The 18,053-nt window shown below is 71.2% G+C and carries 16 protein-coding genes and 2 pseudogenes; 16 read left to right on the plus strand and 2 right to left on the minus strand.

Going from position 1 to position 18,053, the window contains the following annotated elements; genetic code table 11:
* Positions 1 to 527 precede the first annotated feature (527 nt).
* On the minus strand, positions 528 to 1,760 hold the full coding sequence (locus OG202_RS27115) for a pyridoxal phosphate-dependent aminotransferase (protein ID WP_328223741.1): 1,233 nt from the start codon (positions 1,758 to 1,760) through the stop codon (positions 528 to 530).
* Between the two features lie 120 nt (positions 1,761 to 1,880).
* On the opposite strand from OG202_RS27115, the gene OG202_RS27120 reads away from it, so the two are divergent.
* The 11 genes and pseudogenes from OG202_RS27120 to OG202_RS46585 all read left to right on the plus strand — a co-directional run.
* Entirely contained in the window at positions 1,881 to 2,108 is a 228-nt protein-coding gene (locus OG202_RS27120; protein WP_328223742.1) for a hypothetical protein, read from the plus strand.
* Between the two features lie 347 nt (positions 2,109 to 2,455).
* Complete coding sequence (locus OG202_RS27125; RefSeq protein WP_327728476.1) at positions 2,456 to 2,761, plus strand: hypothetical protein; 306 nt, start codon at positions 2,456 to 2,458, stop codon at positions 2,759 to 2,761.
* A 167-nt stretch (positions 2,762 to 2,928) separates the two neighbouring features.
* Positions 2,929 to 3,315: a hypothetical protein gene (locus tag OG202_RS27130; RefSeq protein ID WP_327728475.1), complete on the plus strand. Its 387-nt coding sequence runs from the start codon at positions 2,929 to 2,931 to the stop codon at positions 3,313 to 3,315.
* A gap of 571 nt (positions 3,316 to 3,886) precedes the next feature.
* Positions 3,887 to 4,408, plus strand: coding sequence for a DUF2617 family protein (locus tag OG202_RS27135; protein ID WP_326579752.1), 522 nt, complete (start codon positions 3,887 to 3,889; stop codon positions 4,406 to 4,408).
* Between the two features lie 213 nt (positions 4,409 to 4,621).
* Complete coding sequence (locus tag OG202_RS27140) at positions 4,622 to 6,256, plus strand: polyamine aminopropyltransferase (protein WP_328223743.1); 1,635 nt, start codon at positions 4,622 to 4,624, stop codon at positions 6,254 to 6,256.
* Positions 6,257 to 6,531: 275 nt separating this feature from the next.
* On the plus strand, positions 6,532 to 7,455 hold the full coding sequence (locus tag OG202_RS27145; RefSeq protein ID WP_327728473.1) for an SRPBCC family protein: 924 nt from the start codon (positions 6,532 to 6,534) through the stop codon (positions 7,453 to 7,455).
* 198 nt (positions 7,456 to 7,653) lie between these two features.
* A complete protein-coding gene (locus OG202_RS27150; RefSeq protein ID WP_327728472.1) occupies positions 7,654 to 8,448 on the plus strand; it encodes an aldose epimerase family protein in 795 nt (264 codons plus the stop codon).
* A gap of 91 nt (positions 8,449 to 8,539) precedes the next feature.
* The gene (gene pyrE / locus OG202_RS27155) at positions 8,540 to 9,094 is read left to right on the plus strand and encodes an orotate phosphoribosyltransferase (protein ID WP_326579744.1); all 555 of its coding nucleotides are present in this window, start codon (positions 8,540 to 8,542) and stop codon (positions 9,092 to 9,094) included.
* A gap of 209 nt (positions 9,095 to 9,303) precedes the next feature.
* Positions 9,304 to 10,326, plus strand: coding sequence for a class II fructose-bisphosphate aldolase (fbaA, locus tag OG202_RS27160; RefSeq protein WP_326579742.1), 1,023 nt, complete (start codon positions 9,304 to 9,306; stop codon positions 10,324 to 10,326).
* A 208-nt stretch (positions 10,327 to 10,534) separates the two neighbouring features.
* The gene (locus OG202_RS27165; RefSeq protein WP_328223744.1) at positions 10,535 to 12,043 is read left to right on the plus strand and encodes an MFS transporter; all 1,509 of its coding nucleotides are present in this window, start codon (positions 10,535 to 10,537) and stop codon (positions 12,041 to 12,043) included.
* Between the two features lie 118 nt (positions 12,044 to 12,161).
* Positions 12,162 to 12,236, plus strand: a pseudogene (locus tag OG202_RS46585) (DUF3151 family protein); the annotation flags it as partial.
* Positions 12,237 to 12,325: 89 nt separating this feature from the next.
* Here OG202_RS46585 and OG202_RS27175 read toward each other — a convergent pair.
* Complete coding sequence (locus tag OG202_RS27175) at positions 12,326 to 12,745, minus strand: DUF3151 domain-containing protein (RefSeq protein WP_326579737.1); 420 nt, start codon at positions 12,743 to 12,745, stop codon at positions 12,326 to 12,328.
* 122 nt (positions 12,746 to 12,867) lie between these two features.
* Between OG202_RS27175 and OG202_RS27180 the strand changes: the two genes are divergently transcribed.
* The 5 genes and pseudogenes from OG202_RS27180 (at position 12,868) to kynU (ending at position 17,681) form a co-directional block, all read left to right on the plus strand.
* Entirely contained in the window at positions 12,868 to 14,316 is a 1,449-nt protein-coding gene (locus tag OG202_RS27180; RefSeq protein WP_327728470.1) for a recombinase family protein, read from the plus strand.
* Between the two features lie 21 nt (positions 14,317 to 14,337).
* Positions 14,338 to 14,619, plus strand: coding sequence for a hypothetical protein (locus OG202_RS27185; RefSeq protein ID WP_327728469.1), 282 nt, complete (start codon positions 14,338 to 14,340; stop codon positions 14,617 to 14,619).
* A 643-nt stretch (positions 14,620 to 15,262) separates the two neighbouring features.
* Positions 15,263 to 15,424, plus strand: a pseudogene (locus OG202_RS27190) (DUF3151 family protein); the annotation flags it as partial.
* A gap of 159 nt (positions 15,425 to 15,583) precedes the next feature.
* Positions 15,584 to 16,429, plus strand: a complete 846-nt coding sequence (locus tag OG202_RS27195; RefSeq protein ID WP_326579733.1) for a tryptophan 2,3-dioxygenase family protein — start codon at positions 15,584 to 15,586, stop codon at positions 16,427 to 16,429.
* Positions 16,422 to 17,681 (plus strand): kynureninase, encoded by a 1,260-nt coding sequence (gene kynU / locus OG202_RS27200; protein ID WP_327728468.1) that lies wholly within the window; start codon positions 16,422 to 16,424, stop codon positions 17,679 to 17,681. The genes OG202_RS27195 and kynU overlap by 8 nt, the downstream gene beginning before the upstream one ends.
* Positions 17,682 to 18,053: the final 372 nt, after the last annotated feature.

The raw sequence follows: 18,053 nt of genomic DNA on the forward strand, positions 1-18,053 counted from the left end.
GATGGGTCCCGGCGTCGTACTCCTCGGTGGCGCGTTACCGTCGGGGTCGTGGATGAGGGGTGGGGCGAGGACGGGCTGCGGGCCCTGCGTGGCGCGCTCCACGCGCAGGACGGAGTGGCGTTGTTTGCGGCGTTGCGTCGTGGACCCGTGCGTGAGGTGCTGCAGCTGGCCGGCGATGGTGCAGACGAAGACCACCCCGGCCCATGGGGTGCTCGGCGCTGATGTCCGGACCAGCCATGAAGCCGTCGAGCGACATGGTGACGTTCCACCTTGCTCATGAGACAACTACCTCTCCACGCGGTGTGTGGTCGACCAGCCAGACGGTCAGACCGGGCGGCGAGGCCGAACTCATCGGTCTTCCGCCATGCGCGGGTGGACATAGCTGTACTTCACTGGGGCGACGCCATGGGGCGCTGTCCGCTGCCGAGGTTGATCGGCCGCTCTGCACTCGATCGAGTGCAGACCACCCGGCACCCACGCCGGTGATGATCTCGCCTCGACCTCACTCGCGAGGGAGGAGCGCGAGTTCAGGACGCCAATCGTTGCAGGCGGCTGGTGGCTTCGGCGAGGACGTCGTCCTTCTTGCAGAAGGTGAAGCGGACCTGGCTGCGGCCGGCGTCGGGGTCGTCGTAGAAGACGGAGTTGGGGATGGCGACGACGCCGCAGCGTTCGGGGAGGGCGCGGCAGAAGGCGTGGGCGTCCTTCTCGCCGAGGGGGGTGATGTCGGTGGTGATGAAGTACGTGCCCTGGGGTTGGTAGACCTTGAACCCGGCCGCGCGCAGGCCGTCGCCGAGCAGGTCGCGCTTGCGCTGGAGATCGGCGCGGAAGCCGTCGAAGTACGTGTCCGGCAGGCGCAGCGCCTCGGCGACCGCGTACTGGAACGGGCCCGCGCTGACGTAGGTCAGGTACTGCTTGGCCGTCCGGACGGCGGTCACGAGTTCCTGGGTACCGGTCACCCAGCCCACCTTCCAGCCCGTGAAGGAGAACGTCTTGCCCGCGGACCCGATGGTGACGGTCCGCTCCCGCATCCCCGGGAAGGTCGCGAGCGGCAGGTGCTCGGCGTCGTCGAAGACGAGGTGTTCGTACACCTCGTCCGTGACCACCAGCAGATCCCGCTCGACGGCCAGCTCGGCGATCGCCGTCAGCTCCTCACGGGTGAGGACCGTGCCGGTCGGGTTGTGCGGGGTGTTGATCAGCAGCAGCCGCGTCCGGTCGGTGACGGCGGCCCGCAGCTCGTCGAGGTCCAGCCGGAAGCGCCGATCCGCGACTCCGTCGCGGGTTCCCTCGGACGGCCGCAGCGTCACCGGTACGCGCGTCCCGCCCGCCATCGCGATACAGGCCGCGTACGAGTCGTAGTACGGCTCCAGGGCGACCACCTCGTCGCCGGGCTCCAGCAGCCCCAGCAGCGCGGCCGCGATGGCCTCCGTGGCGCCCGCCGTGACCAGCACCTCCGTGTCCGGGTCGAAGGACAGCCCGTACCGCCGCCGCTGGTGGTCGACGATCGCGGTGCGCAGCTCCGGGACGCCCGGCCCCGGCGGGTACTGGTTGCCCAGGCCGTCACGCAGCGCCCGTACGGCGGCCTCGCGGATCTCCTCGGGGCCGTCGGTGTCCGGGAAGCCCTGCCCCAGGTTGATCGCCCCGGTCCGCAGGGCGAGCGCCGACATCTCGGCGAAGATCGTCGTCCCGAACTCGGCGAGCCGCCGGTTGAGCGGAGGGCGAGGGGTGCGGGCGGGGCTTGCGCTGGAGGTCATGGCCGTCATCCTGCGCCGAACCTCTGGACTTCCTCAACTCGGCTTTGACCGGTGAGGCGCGAGGGCATCCCCACGTCACGCACGGCCCACGGGGGGCCTGCAAGGGGGGAACGAAAGGCAGGTGCCGAGATGGAGGTCTTCTTCGTCTTCATGGGCGTCGTCGTCCTGGTCGGTGTCGTGTCGGCGCTCGGCCGTCACTCGGGGGTGGGCCGTCGGCGCTCGCACAGCTGGTGGGCGGGCGGCGGGTCGTCCCACGGGAGCGGCGGTTCGTCGTCCTGCGGGGGTGGCTCGTCGTGCGGCGGCTCCTCCTCCTGCGGTGGCGGCGGAGGCGGCTGCGGCGGTGGCGGCGGCAGCTGACGCGACGAAGCTCTGGACCCGACCGACTCGGCTTGGAGCGGTCGGCGGCGGGGGGATCCCCGCGACATGTGAGCGAGGCACCCACGGGGGCGCTTCGGGGGACACAAGCAAGGAAGAGGGGAGGGTGGGCCATGGCGGACGTCGGCTTCATCCTGGTACTCGTGGCCATCGGTCTGGCCATCGTCGTCGGAGCCGTCAGGAGCTCCAGGCGGCGCGGACGGCGCCGCAGCTGGTGGGCGGACGGCGGTGGCTCGTCCGGGGGGTCGTCGTGCGGGAGCGGCTCGTCCTGCGGAGGCGGGTCCTCCTGCGGCGGTGGCTGCGGTGGCGGCGGCGGAGGGGACTGACCGATGACCGTGGCACTCCTCACGCTCGGCGTCCTGCTGTTCGTCGCCCTCGTGGTGGTGGTGGCGTCGCTGGTGGTGCCCATCGTCGTGGTGATCAAGTGGGGCGGCATCGGCGACGGGCCCGGCCTGGGCCCGCCCCGTACGCCTCGGCGGCACGACAGCTGGTGGGCGAACGCCGCGCGGGCGCCGTGGCCCGACGGTGAGGGCGACAGCCACGGACACGGCGACTCCTCGTCGTGCGGCGGCGGCAGCGGCGGCGGCTCGTCCTGCGGAGGTGGTTCGTCCTCCTCCTGCGGCAGCAGCGGCTGACCGCGCACGCGCAGGCTCCGGATTCGTCACGCGTACGACAAGCTCTGGACTTGCTCAACTCGGCTTTGAGCGGTCACCGGCGGGGCATCCCCGCCACACGCAAGTGAGCGAGGCGCCCACGGGGGGCCGCTTCGGGGGACTCAGGAGAAAGAGGGGAGGGTGGCGCCATGAACGCGATCGCGGTGATCGGCATCATCCTGGCGGTGATCTTTGTGGGGACGTTGACCATGGTGGCCGTCAACAACCGCAGCAGGGGGAACGCGGCACGACGGCGTCGGTCGTCCGGCCGCGGCGGCAACGCGTACCGGAGCAGCCGGGGCGGCAGCAGCTCCGACAACAGCGGCTCCGACAACAGCTGGTGGGTGCTGGGGGCCGCGGGCGTCGGCGACAGCGGTTCGTCGCACTCCTCGTCGAACGACGACCGGGGTTCGTCGTCCGGGGGTGGCGGCTCGTCCTGCGGCAGCAGCTCGTCGTCGTGCGGCAGCAGCAGCGGCTCGTCCTGTGGTGGCGGGTCCTCCTGCGGAGGCGGGGGCGGATGCGGTGGAGGCAGCTGACACGGGGCAGCTGAGCTCCACGACACGAGCGCCCGCCGGGACGAACTCCCGGCGGGCGCTCGCGTGTGCAGGGCCGCTCGGACCGGGCAGGCGCCCAAGAGGACATGCTCGCCCCGCACCCGCACCCGCACCCGCCCCGCACCCGCCCCGCACCCGCTCCACGCCCGGGCGGCGCACGGAGGCGACTTCTGATTCACGCCTGAGTACGCCGGGTGGGCCCGGTTGTCCGGTGGGCGCTCCCCGGGGTTTGCACGCCCGGCTCGGCGAGCGCGCGGGGAGCACGTCGGCCGACGGGGCGTACGCCCGGTTGAACAGTTGAGCTGGGCAGCCCTCGGGGGGATGGAAAGCACGTCAAGTTGGGTAAAAACGCTGTGGTGGCGCCACAGTTCATGATTCCCTATAAATCGCCGACGCAGCCCCCGGACGTCCCTCCCGGCAGGCCTGACACGGCTGACCGGACCGACGGGGACGTCGTCCTCACCCGACCTGGCTGACCGGGCCACGATCCCGGTGCCGACCGGGGTGCGCCGGACCCACTCCTCTTCTCTTTGCGTCGCTGCGGAGCCGACCCATGCTCACGACCCTGAACACCGCCTACACCGACACGCGCGCGGCAGACCTCGCCTGGGCCCTGGGGCGCGAACCGCTGCCCGCCCTCGCCACGCTCGACCTCGAACTCACCGGCGCGAAGCTGCAGTTGCGGCTGCTCGGCGCGTCCCACCAGGTACTCCTGGAGGAGGAGCAGGGCAGCCACTGTTCGGAGACGGTCGCGTGCATCCCGGGATCCAGCACGCCCCTCCCGCTCGGCGTGGCCAAACGTGCGGGCGACTGGGAGTACGAATTCGCCGCCCGCGTCGAGGTCCTGTCACCGGGTTCCTTCGCCGGCCGCGCCCAGGAGCTCCTGGCCCTCGTCTCCGACCACCCCCACGGTCTGGCGGGCGTCTTCCCCGGCAGTCCCTACGCCTTCACGGCGATGCTCGCGCAGCGCCACGAGGGGCAGGTGCACTGGCGTACGTGGCACGCGTATCCCCAGGACGGCCAACTGGTGGCCACAAGAACGAGGGTGGGGGTCAGAGTGTCGGTGACGCTGTGAGCGACGGGTGCGACGGGTGCGACGGGTGCGACGGGAGCGACGGGAGCGACGGGAGCGACGGGGTGGGTGGGACTGACTGGTCGCGCGGTTCCCCGCGCACCCGCACCCACCAACGCACCCGAACCCCCGAGCTATTAGGCACCCGGCGAAGCGTCGCAGACCACCCGTGTGGGTGACCCAGCGCAGCGCGACCGTGACGGTAGCGTGCCTGGAGTGATCGAGCCGCACGCCCCCGCACCCCCCGGCGCCCCACCCCCCTGGCGCGGCCACGGCGGCCCGGGCGCCCAGGCGTGGCTGCCGGTCCGCCCGGGAATCGGCCGCTTCCTCGTCCTCGCCGGTGTCTTCGTCTGCGCGGCCTGCGGACTCGTGTACGAACTCGAACTCGTCGCCCTCGCCGCGTACTTGATCGGTGACTCCGTCACCCAGGCCTCCGTGGTCCTCTCGGTCATGGTCTTCGCCATGGGCATCGGCTCCCTCGCCGCCAAAGGCCTGCGCCCCCGCGCGGCCCTCGGCTTCGGCGCCATCGAGGCCGCCCTCGCCCTCGTCGGCGGCTGCAGCGCCCTCGCGCTGTACGCGGCGTTCGCCTGGACCGGCGACTGGGGCGGCATGTGGGCGAGCGGCTCCCGCTACCTCCTCGTCGCGTTCTCCCTGGCCATCGGCCTGCTCATCGGCGCCGAGGTCCCGCTGCTGTTGGAGCTGATCCAGCGCATCCGCCGCCAGGACGCGGCCGGCGCGGTCGCCGACCTGTTCGCGGCCGACTACGTGGGCGCGCTGGTCGGAGGCCTAGCTTTCCCCTTCCTCCTCCTGCCCTGGCTCGGCCAGCTGACCGGCGCCCTGCTCACCGGCACGGTCAACGCCCTCGTCGGCGGCGCCCTCGTCCTCGGCCTGTTCCGCCGCGACCTGACCCGCCGCGCCCGCTGGCTGCTGCTGGTCACCAACCTCGTCGTCCTCGGCCTCCTCGCCACCGCCGCCGTACACGTGGACGACTTCGAACGCGCCGCCAGGCGCGCGGTGTACGGCAAGGACGTACGGGTGGCGCTGCGGACCGGCGTCCAGGAGGTCGTCCTCACCGGCGGCCGGGACGGCCGTCCGCTCTCCCTCTTCCTCGACGGCCGGCTGCGCATCAGCGGCCGTGACGAACACCGTTACCACCGGGCCCTCGTCCACCCCGCCCTGCACGCCGGCCCGCACGCCCGCGTCCTCGTCCTCGGCGGCGGTGACGGCCTCGCCGCCCGCGAAGTGCTCCGCCACGAGGACGTACGGCAGGTGGACATCGTCGAACTCGACCCGGGCGTGGTGCGTCTGGCCCGCACGGACCCGGCCCTCTCCGCCCTCAACGGCCACGCCTACGACGACGACCGCGTCCGCGTCTTCACCGAGGACTCCTTCGCCTGGCTGCGCGGCGTCCGCCCGACCCAGAGGTACGACGTCGTGATCTCGGACCTCCCCGACCCCGAGATCACGGCGAGCACCAAGCTCTACTCGCAGGAGTTCTACGGCCTGGCCCGCGAGGTCCTCGCCCCCGACGGCCGCATGGTCGTGCACGCGGGCCCGGTGTCGTCCCGTCGGCACGTGTTCTGGACGGTCGACGCCACCGTCCGTGCCACCGGCCTGCGCACCACGCCCTACCGTGTCACCGCCGCCGACCCCGGCTTCGTCACGGGCCCCGACCGTACGGCCCACACCTCCCGGTCCCCCCACGACTGGGGCTTCGTCCTGGCGACCCGGCCCGAGGGCGGCCGACGCCCACCGCCGGCCCTCGGCACCGGGGCCGCGCGACTCGACGCCGCCGACCGCGTACGGGACCTGCCACCGTCGACGCTGGTGCACCCGAGGTACGTCGGGTGAGTCGTGTGTGGCCGGTTGAGCTGACTGCGGCCGAGGGTGACGCATGGGTCGGGTGGCGCGCATGGGGTCGGTGGCGCGCACTGGGTCGGGGTGGCGCGGATGGCGCCGCGTGGGGCGGACAGGGCCGCGTGGGGCGGACAGGGCCGCGTGGGGCGGACAGGGCCGCGTGGGGCGGATGAGGCCGCGGGGGCGGATGGGGCCGCGTGGGGCGGAATACGAGCAATAACGCGTATGTACGGGTGCGGTGCGGTGCCACCTGGGTAGGCTCGGATTCCATGGAGCATGAGGTGTTCGTTCCGGTTCCCGTCGGCCGCCTCCGGGAGGCGCTGTCCGACCCCGAGCGGGTGGCCCGAGCGGTCCCCGGGCTCCAGCAGGACGCGGGCACCCCACCCGTCGCCGGCCGCCTGAAGGTACGGGTCGCCGGCCACACCATCACCTACCGCGGCACCCTCCGGATCACCGCCCGGGACGACGGCTCCTACGCCGTGGAGGGCGACGCCGCCGAGGTCCGAGGCACCGGCACCGTAGAACTCGCCCTCACCCTCCGCCTCAGCCCGGCCCTTGAGGGCACCACCCTCACCTACACCGCCACGGCCACCGCCGATGGCCGTATCACCGAACTCCCGGCCGACTCGGTGTCCTCGGCGGTGACGCGACTGCTGGGCAAGTTCGCGGAGAACCTGGGGACGGCGACCGAGACCGAGTCAGAACCCGCTCCCGAGCCAAGTCCCACTCCCGAAGCAGAGAGTGCCGCAGCGGAGAGCGCGGCAGCCGAGGGTGGCGAAGCCGAGGGTGGGGCTGACACGGGTGGAGCGGCAGAAGCCACGGACGCCGCGGACGCCGCGGACGCCACGGAAGCCGAGGAAGCCGCGGAAGCGGTTGACGAGCAAGGCGCGGGGGACGAAGCCGCGGCCTCCGTCTTCGACGCCGACGTTCCGCCGTCCGCGCTGGACCCCTTCACCGAGGGGGACTTCGTCGCCGGGGGTGAGCCGCCGGCGGAGGCCGCGCATGCGCGGCGGACGATGATCGGCCGCAGCGCGGAGGAGGTCGACCACGCCCCGCCCCGCGGCCGCTACGCCCCGGTCCCGGCCCCCGAAACCGTCTCCGCGCGCGCCACCCTCCGCTGGGCGGCCCCGGCGGCGGCCCTCGCCGTCGCCTCCGCCATCGTCGTGAGCCGCGCTCTGCGCAAACGCCGCTGACGTCGTGGCCCGCGGGGCGAAGGAAACCGCCCCCGCCCCCGTCGTCTGCGTCTGCATCTGTCTGTATCTGCATCTGCGGTGTGGCCGGTGGGTTTTCGCCCTGGCCCTCTTCGTCGGCGTCGCCCGCCGCCGGGCGGCCCCGTCGGGCGAGGCGCGGTCCGGCAACTGCCCGAGTCGTGGGCCCAGTAGGGTCGAGGGGTGAGTAGCGAAGAGATCACGTTGGCCGCGGGTGACGCGGAGGTCGTGCTGGCGCCGGGGAACGGTGGCCGGGTGGCGGGGCTGCGGGTCGGTGGGGTCGAACTGCTGCGTCAGGGCGAGCGGTTCGGGTGCTTCCCGATGGTGCCCTGGTGCGGACGGATCAGGGACGGACGGTTCCGCGACGGCGGCAGCGTGCAGCAGATGCCTCTCAACGCCCCGCCCCACGCCATCCACGGCACGACCCGCGAGGGTGCCTGGCGCGTCGCGAGCCACGGCGACACCGAGGCCGTCCTCACGTACGACCTCGTCGAGCCCTGGCCCTACCCCGGCCGCGTCACCCAGGTGGCCACCCTCAGCCCGGACGCCCTCACCCTCACCATGTCCGTGGAGGCGTACGACTCCTCCTTCCCGGCGCAGATCGGCTGGCACCCCTGGTTCAACCGGAACCTGGCCGGCGGCGGCGAGGACGTACGGATCGACTTCACGCCCGCGTGGCAGGAGGAGCGCGGCGCGGACCACCTCCCCACCGGCAAGCGCCTCGACCCCGGGCCCGGCCCCTGGGACGACTGCTTCGGCATGCCCGACGGCGTCGACGTCACCCTCACCTGGCCGGAGCGGCTGGAACTGAAGGTCGCCTCCCGAGAGCAATGGGTCGTGATCTACGACGAACAGGCGGAGGCCGTGTGTGTCGAACCCCAGACCGGGCCGCCCAACGCCCTCAACACCCACCCCCGCCTCGTCACCCCCATCGACCCCCTCGAAGCCACGACCACATGGACCTGGCGGCGCCTGTAGAGCGACCTGGCGGCGCCCGGAGAGGGATCTGGCGGCGCCCGGAGGCGGACAGCCTGTAAGCGGACATAAGGGCCCCCTTAAGCTGGCTGCCATGACTGACGTGGACGTACGTGGATCTCTGCTGCGGCAGATCAAGGACAAGGCCGTGGTGCACGGCAAGGTGACCCTGTCGTCGGGTCTGGAGGCGGACTACTACGTCGACCTGCGCCGCGTCACCCTCGACGGCGAGGCCGCCCCGCTGGTCGGTCAGGTGCTGCTCGACCTGACCGCCGACCTCGACTTCGACGCGGTCGGCGGTCTCACGATGGGCGCCGACCCCGTGGCCGGCGCGATGCTGCACGCGGCCGCCGCCCGGGGCCGCAGGCTGGACGCGTTCGTCGTCCGCAAGGCGGCCAAGGCGCACGGCCTGCAGCGCCGCGTCGAGGGGCCGGACATCGCCGGCCGCCGGGTCCTCGTCGTCGAGGACACCTCCACCACCGGCGGCTCCCCGCTGACCGCCGTCGAGGCCGTGCGCGAGGCCGGCGCGGAGGTCGTCGCCGTCGCCACCATCGTCGACCGGGCGACCGGCGCCGCCGAGAAGATCGAGCAGGGCGCCGGGGTCCCGTACCTCTTCGCGTTCTCGAAGGACGAGCTGGGCCTCGACTGAGGACCGAGGCTCGTCCGACGGTAGGAAGAACCGGTAGGAAGAACCGGTAGAAACACCGGCGAACACCAAGGTCAGGGGTTACCGAACAGTTCTGGACACCCTGGCCGGAGCATCGGGTCCCGTCTGGAAGGATGGGGCCGACGATGATGTCGCAACCCTAGGTCAGGGCTCGTAAGCACAACGCCACCCGCACATACAAGGAGCGGACCATGCCCATCGCAACCCCCGAGGTCTACAACGAGATGCTCGACCGGGCGAAGGCAGGCAAGTTCGCCTACCCGGCCATCAATGTGACCTCGACCCAGACGCTGCACGCCGCGCTGCGGGGCTTCGCGGAGGCGGAGAGCGACGGCATCGTCCAGATCTCGACCGGCGGCGCCGAGTTCCTGGGCGGCCAGTACAGCAAGGACATGGTGACGGGCTCCGTCGCCCTGGCCGAGTTCGCGCACATCGTGGCCGAGAAGTACCCCGTCACGGTCGCCCTGCACACGGACCACTGCCCGAAGGACAAGCTGGACGGCTACGTACGTCCGCTGCTCGCGGTGTCCGAGGAGCGGGTCGCGCGCGGCGAGAACCCCCTGTTCCAGTCCCACATGTGGGACGGCTCGGCGGAGACCCTCGCCGACAACCTCTCCATCGCCCAGGAGCTCCTCGCCCGCGCCGCCGCCGCGAAGATCATCCTTGAGGTCGAGATCACCCCGACCGGTGGCGAGGAGGACGGCGTCTCCCACGAGATCAACGACTCCCTCTACACGACGGTCGACGACGCGATCCGCACGGCCGAGGCGCTGGGCCTGGGCGAGAAGGGCCGGTACCTCCTCGCCGCGTCCTTCGGCAACGTCCACGGTGTGTACAAGCCGGGCAACGTCGTCCTGCGCCCCGACCTCCTCAAGGAGCTGAACGAGGGCGTGGCCTCCCGCTTCGGCAAGGAGTCCCCCTTCGACTTCGTCTTCCACGGCGGCTCCGGCTCCACCGAGGAGGAGATCCGCACCGCCCTGGAGAACGGCGTCGTCAAGATGAACATCGACACCGACACCCAGTACGCGTTCACGCGTCCGGTCGCGGCCCACATGTTCCAGAACTACGACGGCGTCCTGAAGATCGACGGCGAGGTCGGCAACAAGAAGACCTACGACCCCCGCACCTGGGGCAAGCTCGCGGAGGCCTCCATGGCCGCCCGCGTCGTCGAGGCCTGCGGCAACCTGCGCTCCGCGGGCACGAAGATCAAGTAAGCGGAAGCGGTACGCGGCGGCCGCACCGCCCACACCTGCCCGCAGCCGCACCAGCGGCTGCGGGCAGCCGTGTTTCGGGGCACGGTCCCAGCCGGACGCCGGCGGCACGCGGGCCGCCTCGCGCCGCAGGGTGATGCCACCGGCCCTCACGGTGGTAAGTGCCCCCGCACATCTGGCCCAATCGCCCTCCGCACGGGATGATCCCTCCATGGCCGACGTACGCATGGCCTCCTCCCAGGGCAAGTGGATCCTGCTGACCACGGTGCTCGGCTCCAGCATGGCCTTGCTGGACTCGACGGTCGTGAACGTCGCCCTGCCCCGCATCGGCCTGGACCTGGACGCCGACCTCGCGAGCCTCCAGTGGATCGTCAACGCGTACACGCTTACCCTCGCGGGCCTGATCCTCCTCGGCGGCGCGTTGGGCGACCGTTTCGGCCGCCGCAAGGTGTTCGTCGTGGGTGTGGTGTGGTTCGCCGCGGCCTCCCTCCTGTGCGGCATCGCCCCGACCGGCGGCGTGCTGATCGCCGCCCGAGCCCTCCAGGGCGTCGGCGGCGCACTCCTCACCCCCGGCTCCCTCGCCCTCATCCAGGCGTCGTTCCACCCCGACGACCGAGCGAAGGCCGTAGGCCTGTGGTCGGGTTTCGGCGGCATCGGCGCGGCCGTCGGCCCGTTCCTCGGCGGCTGGCTGGTGGACGGCCCGGGCTGGCGCTGGGTCTTCCTCCTGAACGTCCCCCTCGCCCTCCTCTGCGTCCCGATCGCCCTCCGCCACGTACCGGAATCGGCCGGGGGCACCTCCCGGCCGGTCGAAGCCGCGCGTGGGGGAGGCCGCGGCCACGAGCGGGGCTTCGACGTCCTCGGCGCCACGCTCGGCGCCGCCTCCCTCGCGTTCATCACGTACGCGCTGGTCGAGGCCAGAGCGGGCACGGTCGCGGTCGTGGTCACGGCCGTCGCAGGCGTGGTGACGGCCGTGGCCTTCGTCCACGTCGAACGCCACCGCCCCGACCCGATGATGCCGCCGGAGATCTTCGCGTCCCGCCAGTTCACGGCGGTCAACATCGTCACGCTGTTCGTGTACGCGGCCTTCAGCGGCTTCTTCTTCCTCGCCGCCCTCCAGCTGCAGGTGGTCTCCGGCTACTCCGCCCTCGGCGCGGGTACGGCCCTCCTGCCCATCACCGTCCTGATGCTGCTCCTCTCCGCCCGCGCGGGCGCCCTCGGCGAACGCATCGGCCCCCGCATCCCCCTCACCGTCGGCCCCCTGCTGTGCGCGGCGGGTGTCCTGCTGATGCTCCGCGTGGGCCCCGACGCCTCGTACCCCACCGACGTCCTGCCCGCCCTCCTCGTCATGGGTCTCGGCATGGTCGCCCTCGTGGCCCCCCTGACCGCCACCGTCCTCGCCTCGGTCTCCACCGACCACGCCGGTCTGGCCAGCGGCATCAACAACGCCGCCGCCCGGGCGGCGGGCCTCCTGGCGGTGGCCGCGCTCCCGCTCATCGCGGGCATGGGCCCGGAGGCCTACCGTTCGCCCACCCAGTTCGACGACGCCTTCGACACGGCCATGCTCGTCTGCGCGGCAGCCCTCCTGGTCGCCTCGGTCCTCTCCTACACCACCGTCCGCCGCCCCGCCCCCGACTGCCACCACCCCGAATGCCGCACACACGGCTGCGTGACGGCTCCGCCACTGGAGGGGGAGCAACGGGGCGAGGCGGCGAAGGACTAGCGGAGCCCCGAAAGGGGCGCGGGGAACTGCGTGAGCAACCACCCACGACCCGCACCCGCCCGATCACGCTGCTCCCCGAGCCATGAGGCGCCTTTCAACCCGGCCGGACACCCGCCGACGAAACCCCACCCACCGCGGCCTGGACTCCCTGCGCCGCAACGGCTGGAAGGGCCATGGCCCCGTCCCCCGGGAGAAGAGTGCTACATGTAATCGTTCAGTTTCTGTATTCCGTGCCGCCGTCACTTCTGAGTGACGGCGGCACTTGCGGTTCAACTGCGGTGACTACCGCTTCAGCTCCGTGTACGCCTCGGCACTGCTGTCCTTGAGGAACTGCCAGCAACGCTCCGTCTCGTCCTTCTCGTTGATCTCGCCCGCGGCACGAGCGAGGGCGGCGAGGCAGCGCAGGAACCCGCGATTGGCCCGGTGGTCCCAAGGGATGGGGCCATGCCCCTTCCACCCGGCCCGGCGCAGCGAGTCCAGACCGCGGTGATAGCCGGTGCGTGCGTAGGCGTAGGACTCGACAACTCGCCCCGCCTCGAAGGCGTCGTCGGCGAGCATCGCCCAGGCGAGCGAGAACGTGGGGTGGTGCGCCGCGACCTCGACCGGGGGCTGGGACTCCTCGCCCAGCAGGCGGTACGCCTCTTCGTTCTCCGGCAGGTAGGTCGGATCCGGGCCGCCGAGCAGGTTCTTGTGCGTCGTCATGTAAGCAGTCTGCCACTTAGGGGTGGGCGTCCGGGACGCCTCCGCGGAACATCGGCCGTGGACCAGGTGGATATGAGAATGGCGCTTGATGTACCTGATCGCGATGTGCGACGATCCGGCGCATGGCGGCACGGCGGGGGTCCTCCGGGGCCATTCAGGTGGGCATCTACACCCGGATCAGCAAGGACGACGAAGCCGAGGGGCTGGGCGTCGCACGGCAGGAAGAGGACTGCCGACTGCACTGCGCTGCCCGGGGGTGGGAGGTCGCCAAGGTCTACGAGGACAATGACCTCTCCGCGTACAAGCGCAAGACGGTCCGCCCGGAGTTCCGGCAGATGTTGGAAGACCTCAAGGCCGGGCGGATCGACGGGGTCGTCGCCTGGGACATCGACCGCTTCACGCGTCAGCCGCGTGAACTGGAGGCGTGGATCGACGAGTACGAGGATGCCGAGCGCCGGAAGCGCCACCTCGTCTTCGACTCGGTATCCGCGTCGGATATCGATCTTTCCACGGAGAACGGCCGGGTCATCGCGCGGATCAAGGTCACCATCGCCAACAAGTCCTCGGCGGACACCTCGCGGCGTACGAAGCGCAAACATCTGGAACTGGCGGCGCAGGGCAAGCTCCCCGGTGGCAGGGCGCCGTACGGATGGAACCGCGAGGACCGCAGGACGCTGGTGCCGGAAGAGGCCGAGAACCTCCGCAAGGCGGTGAAGGACTTCCTGGGCGGCATCCGCTGGGCGTCGATCGCGCGTGAGTGGCGGGAGAAGGGGGTGAGGTCGCACAGCGGCGGTCTCTTCGACGACTCCAAGATCAAGCGGATGCTGATGAACCCGCGGATCTGCGGATATCGGATGCACCAGGGTGAGTTGTTCCTGGACGAGAGTGGTGAGCCTGTCGTCGGCGACTGGGAGCCGATCGTCACCCCCGATGACTGGTACCTGCTCAAGGAGAAGGTTCGGCGGGAAGGGGAGGGGCGGGACGTACGGGACTACGCCACCAAGTACCTTCTCTCCGGCATCGCTCGCTGCGGAAGGTGCGGTGCCAAGATGCGGGCCTTCCCGTCGTACCGGAAGTCGAAGACGTCATCGCAGTTCAGGTACGCGTGCCCCGGTAAGAACGACGGGGGATGCGGGGGAGTGGCCAGGGCCGGCGAACCGGTCGACCGTCTCATCAGGAACGCCGTGTTCCTGAGCTCGGACAAGGCGCTGGCGAACGTCCGCGAACGTGCGCCGGAATGGACCAAGGAGGAACAACTGGCCTCCCTGGAACGGGATATGGCCGAGTTCAAGCAGGCGTGGCAGGAGAAGCGCATGTCTGCCGCTCGCTACATCGTGCTCACCGAGGACCTGGAGAAGCAGATCGCGGAGCTGCACCGGGAGCGATCTCTGCACCGAGCCGAGGCGGCGACCTTTGCGACCGGTCCCATCGACATACGAGAGCGGTGGGAGAAGCTGACGATCGAGCAGCAGCGCGCCGCCGTTCTCAAGGTCTTCCGTGCGGTCGTCATCAGGCCCGCGTCCAACGGACCGATCTTCGACCCGGCGGACATCGAGCCGGTGCTCAGATGACAAACGCAAGCCGGGTCCCCAGTGCGGCACGAGAAGGCGTATACCGGGCCCAGCCACGTCAAGCCGTTCGGCGGAGAGGCCCTCATCACCTGGCGCGCGGAGGAAGGAACCTGGTGGTGGATCGCGACCGCAGCCAGCGGGCGGGGTGACGAGGCTCCCGAGCATGTCACCTATGACTCCAGCGAGGAGGCCGCAGCCGCAGCCGGCGCGTTCCTTGCCGCCAACGCCACCACCGCCCAGAAGACAACCGAGCCTTCAGAGTTGAACGGCGCGGAGGTGCACGTCTCGGGTACGTCGGCATAGCCTCGGTCTATCGGGACGATCCGCCGGTTTCTCAGTGGACGTACGTTTCGGTTGGCCGTGGATTTCCACTGGTGACTTCCGCAATCTCCGCGAACTCTGGCTCCGTGGCAAGGGCGATCGAAGAGCCTGCCGTACGTGGCCGGTCTCCAAGAACTGCGCCACCGGGGCCCGCGCGAAAACGCCTTCGTCGAACTGCCTGAAGCGCTGGCCGGCCTTGCCATCTGTGCAAGCTCGACAGCCGTCTCGCACGGTAGCCGGACTGGGTGGTGGGCATGCGCTGGAACGCCCACGAACCTTCCTCGTCTCTGCCGACCGCGCTGGAGCGGCGAGGGCGACGCGCGAGCGGACGAAGCCGCACGGGGCATCAGCGAAAAGACCGCGCATCGCGTCGCACGTGCCCTGACCGATTGGTTCCGGACACTGAAGAAGCGTCCGGAATCACCGCGCAAGATCACGCCGGGACCTCAATCCGTTTGTTGTGGAGGAGTCTCCCCTGTCGGAGCCTTGTTCCCCGTCCACTCCGTGGAGCAAATCCTGGCAAGCTCCACCACCCACTCCAGGTCCCGCTCAGGCAGCTGGGCCGCGAGGCTGTCCAGCCACTCCTGTTCGGTCATACCGTGCCCCCTCACGTTCTCGTGTACATCATCCACCATTTTCCTTGGAGCACGAGCCGAACCGGGGCTTCCTGCGCGCCCTGCACGCCCTCGCCCGTGCCGCGGGAGAGATCGGCGAGCAGGAGGAGTACGAGCGCTGCTCCCAGTTCCTGAAGGACTCCTCCCCGACGGCGGCGCAGACACTGGGCTGAGCTGACCCGAGGGGTTGTTCGTGCAGGTCCGCCTGGTGTGACCAGGCGGACCTTGCGGTGCGGGGGGATATCGCCGAACATGCGAGTGGGGACCGGGGCCCCCGTGTCGGAATTCGGCAGGGGCGGACCGCTACCCGGAGTACACAACAGGAGACAGCGATGTCCCTTACGGCTCAGCCCCACGAGGCTTCGGAGCCCGAGACCCCGCATCTCGACTTCCAGGGAACGACCCCGTACGAGGACTACGTCCAGGCGGACGTCCTCACCCACCTCCAGCACCCCCTCTCCGACGACCCCGGGGAGATGGTCTTCCTGGTGACCACCCAGGTCATGGAGCTGTGGTTCACCGTCATCGTGCACGAGTGGGAGACCGCGACCTCGGCGATCCGGGGCGACGACGTGGCGACCGCGAGGGACGCGCTGAAGCGTTCCGTACGCGAACTGGAGGCCCTGAACGCCTCCTGGCGCCCGCTCGCCCAGCTCACCCCGGGCCAGTTCAACTCCTACCGTGCCGCTCTCGGCGAGGGCTCCGGATTCCAGTCGGCGATGTACCGCCGGATGGAGTTCCTGCTCGGTGAGAAGTCCGCCTCCATGCTCGTACCGCACCGGGGCGCCCCCCGCGTCCACGCCGAACTGGAGAAGGCGCTGCACGAGCCCAGCCTCTACGACGAGGTGCTGCGGCTCCTGGCCCGCCGCGGTTACGCGATCCCCGAGTCCGTCGTAGGCCGTGACGTCTCCCAGCGGTACGAGCCCTCCGCCGAGGTCGAGGAGGTGTGGACCGAGCTGTATTCCGGCGACCCGGACCACGAACTCGCCCGTCTCGGCGAGGCGTTGACCGATGTCGCCGAACTCGTCTGGCGCTGGCGCAACGACCACCTCGTCTCCACCCGCCGCGCGATGGGCTCCAAGGCCGGCACGGGCGGTTCCGCCGGCGTGGCCTGGCTGGAGAAGCGCGCCCGGAAGAACGTCTTCCCCGAGCTGTGGACGGCGCGCTCCCATGTCTGAAACCACCGCACTCGGCACTGAACTGACCTCCCTCGCAAGGGAGTTGGACGCGGCCGACGAACTGTCCGGCCTGCGCACCCGCTTCGTCCTCGACGACGCCGTGTACCTCGACGGCAACTCGCTCGGCGCGCTGCCGGTGTCCGTTCCCGGCCGGCTCACGGACGTCGTGTACCGCGAGTGGGGCGAACTGCGCATCCGTTCCTGGGACGAGAGCGGCTGGTGGACCGCGCCCGAGCGGATCGGTGACCGCATCGCTCCGCTGGTGGGCGCGGCGCCAGGCCAGATCGTGGTCGGCGACTCCACGAGCGTCAACGTCTTCAAGGCGGTCGTGGCGGCGGTACGCATGGCGGACGAGGCCGGCGACGGCCGCCGTGACGAGATCCTGGTCGACGCGACGACGTTCCCGACGGACGGCTACATCGCCGAGTCCGCGGCCCGTATGACGGGCCGCACGCTGCGTCCGGTGACCCCGGCGGAGGTGCCGGCCGCCCTGAGCGACCGTACGGCCGCCGTCCTGCTCAACCACGTCGACTACCGCACCGGCCGCCTCCACGACCTCCCCGCCCTGACGGCGGCGGTCCACGGGGTCGGCGCCCGCGTCGTCTGGGACCTCTGCCACAGCGCGGGCGCCCTCCCTGTCGGCCTCGACGAACACGGGGTCGACCTGGCGGTCGGTTGCACCTACAAATATCTCAACGGCGGCCCCGGTTCCCCGGCCTACCTCTACGTCCGCCACGACCTCCAGCCGCACTTCGACTCCCCCCTCCCCGGCTGGACCTCCCACGCCCGGCCTTTCGCCATGCACCCGTCGTACGAGCCGGCCACGGGCGCGCCGCGGGGCCGCGTCGGCACACCTGACATCCTGTCCATGCTGGCGCTGGAGGCGGCACTTGACGTCTGGTACGGGGGGAGGGGCGGGGGCGCCGCCGAAGAGGTGGGGGTGACGATCGAGTCGGTCCGCGCCAAGTCCCTGGCCCTGACGGACTTCTTCCTGCGCTGCGTGTCGGCGTACGCCCCCGAAGGCCGTGTCGAGTCCCTCACGCCGACCGCCCACGCGGAACGCGGCAGCCAGGTCGCCCTCCGCTGCGACGACGCCGGCGACGTCATGAAACGCCTCATCCACCAGGGCGTCATCGGCGACTTCCGCCACCCCGACGTCCTCCGCTTCGGCTTCACCCCGCTCTACGTCGGCTTCGCGGACGCGGAGCGAGCGGCTCGGGTGCTGGGGGAGACGTTGAAGTCGATGGGGTAGGGGCACGGGGGGGGGAGAGGGAGATCTTGTGGCCCGGTCGTCCCAGCCGCGGGCAGTCGTGCCGCTGCGGCGGCACACCGTCCCCACCTGCGGGCAGTCGTGCCGCTGGGGGCGGCAGGGGTGGGCGCAGGCGGCACCCGGCAAGCGCCGGTGAGCGAAACCCGCCCCCGCCCAGCCCCAGTCTCGGCGCCGGGCCCCTTCCCTCCCTTCCCTCCCTCCCTCCCTCCCGTCCCTTCCCGTCCCGCTCCGTTTCCGTCCCGTCCCGGACCCGTTCCCACCCCGCCCCCGCTACCCCGCCCCGCCTCTCTGACCCGGCGTCACATCCCCGTGTCAGCGCACGTCACCCGCCTGATACCGTCCCCGCCAACGGCA

This window comes from Streptomyces sp. NBC_00310 (assembly GCF_036208085.1).
Classification (GTDB): Bacteria; Actinomycetota; Actinomycetes; order Streptomycetales; family Streptomycetaceae; genus Streptomyces.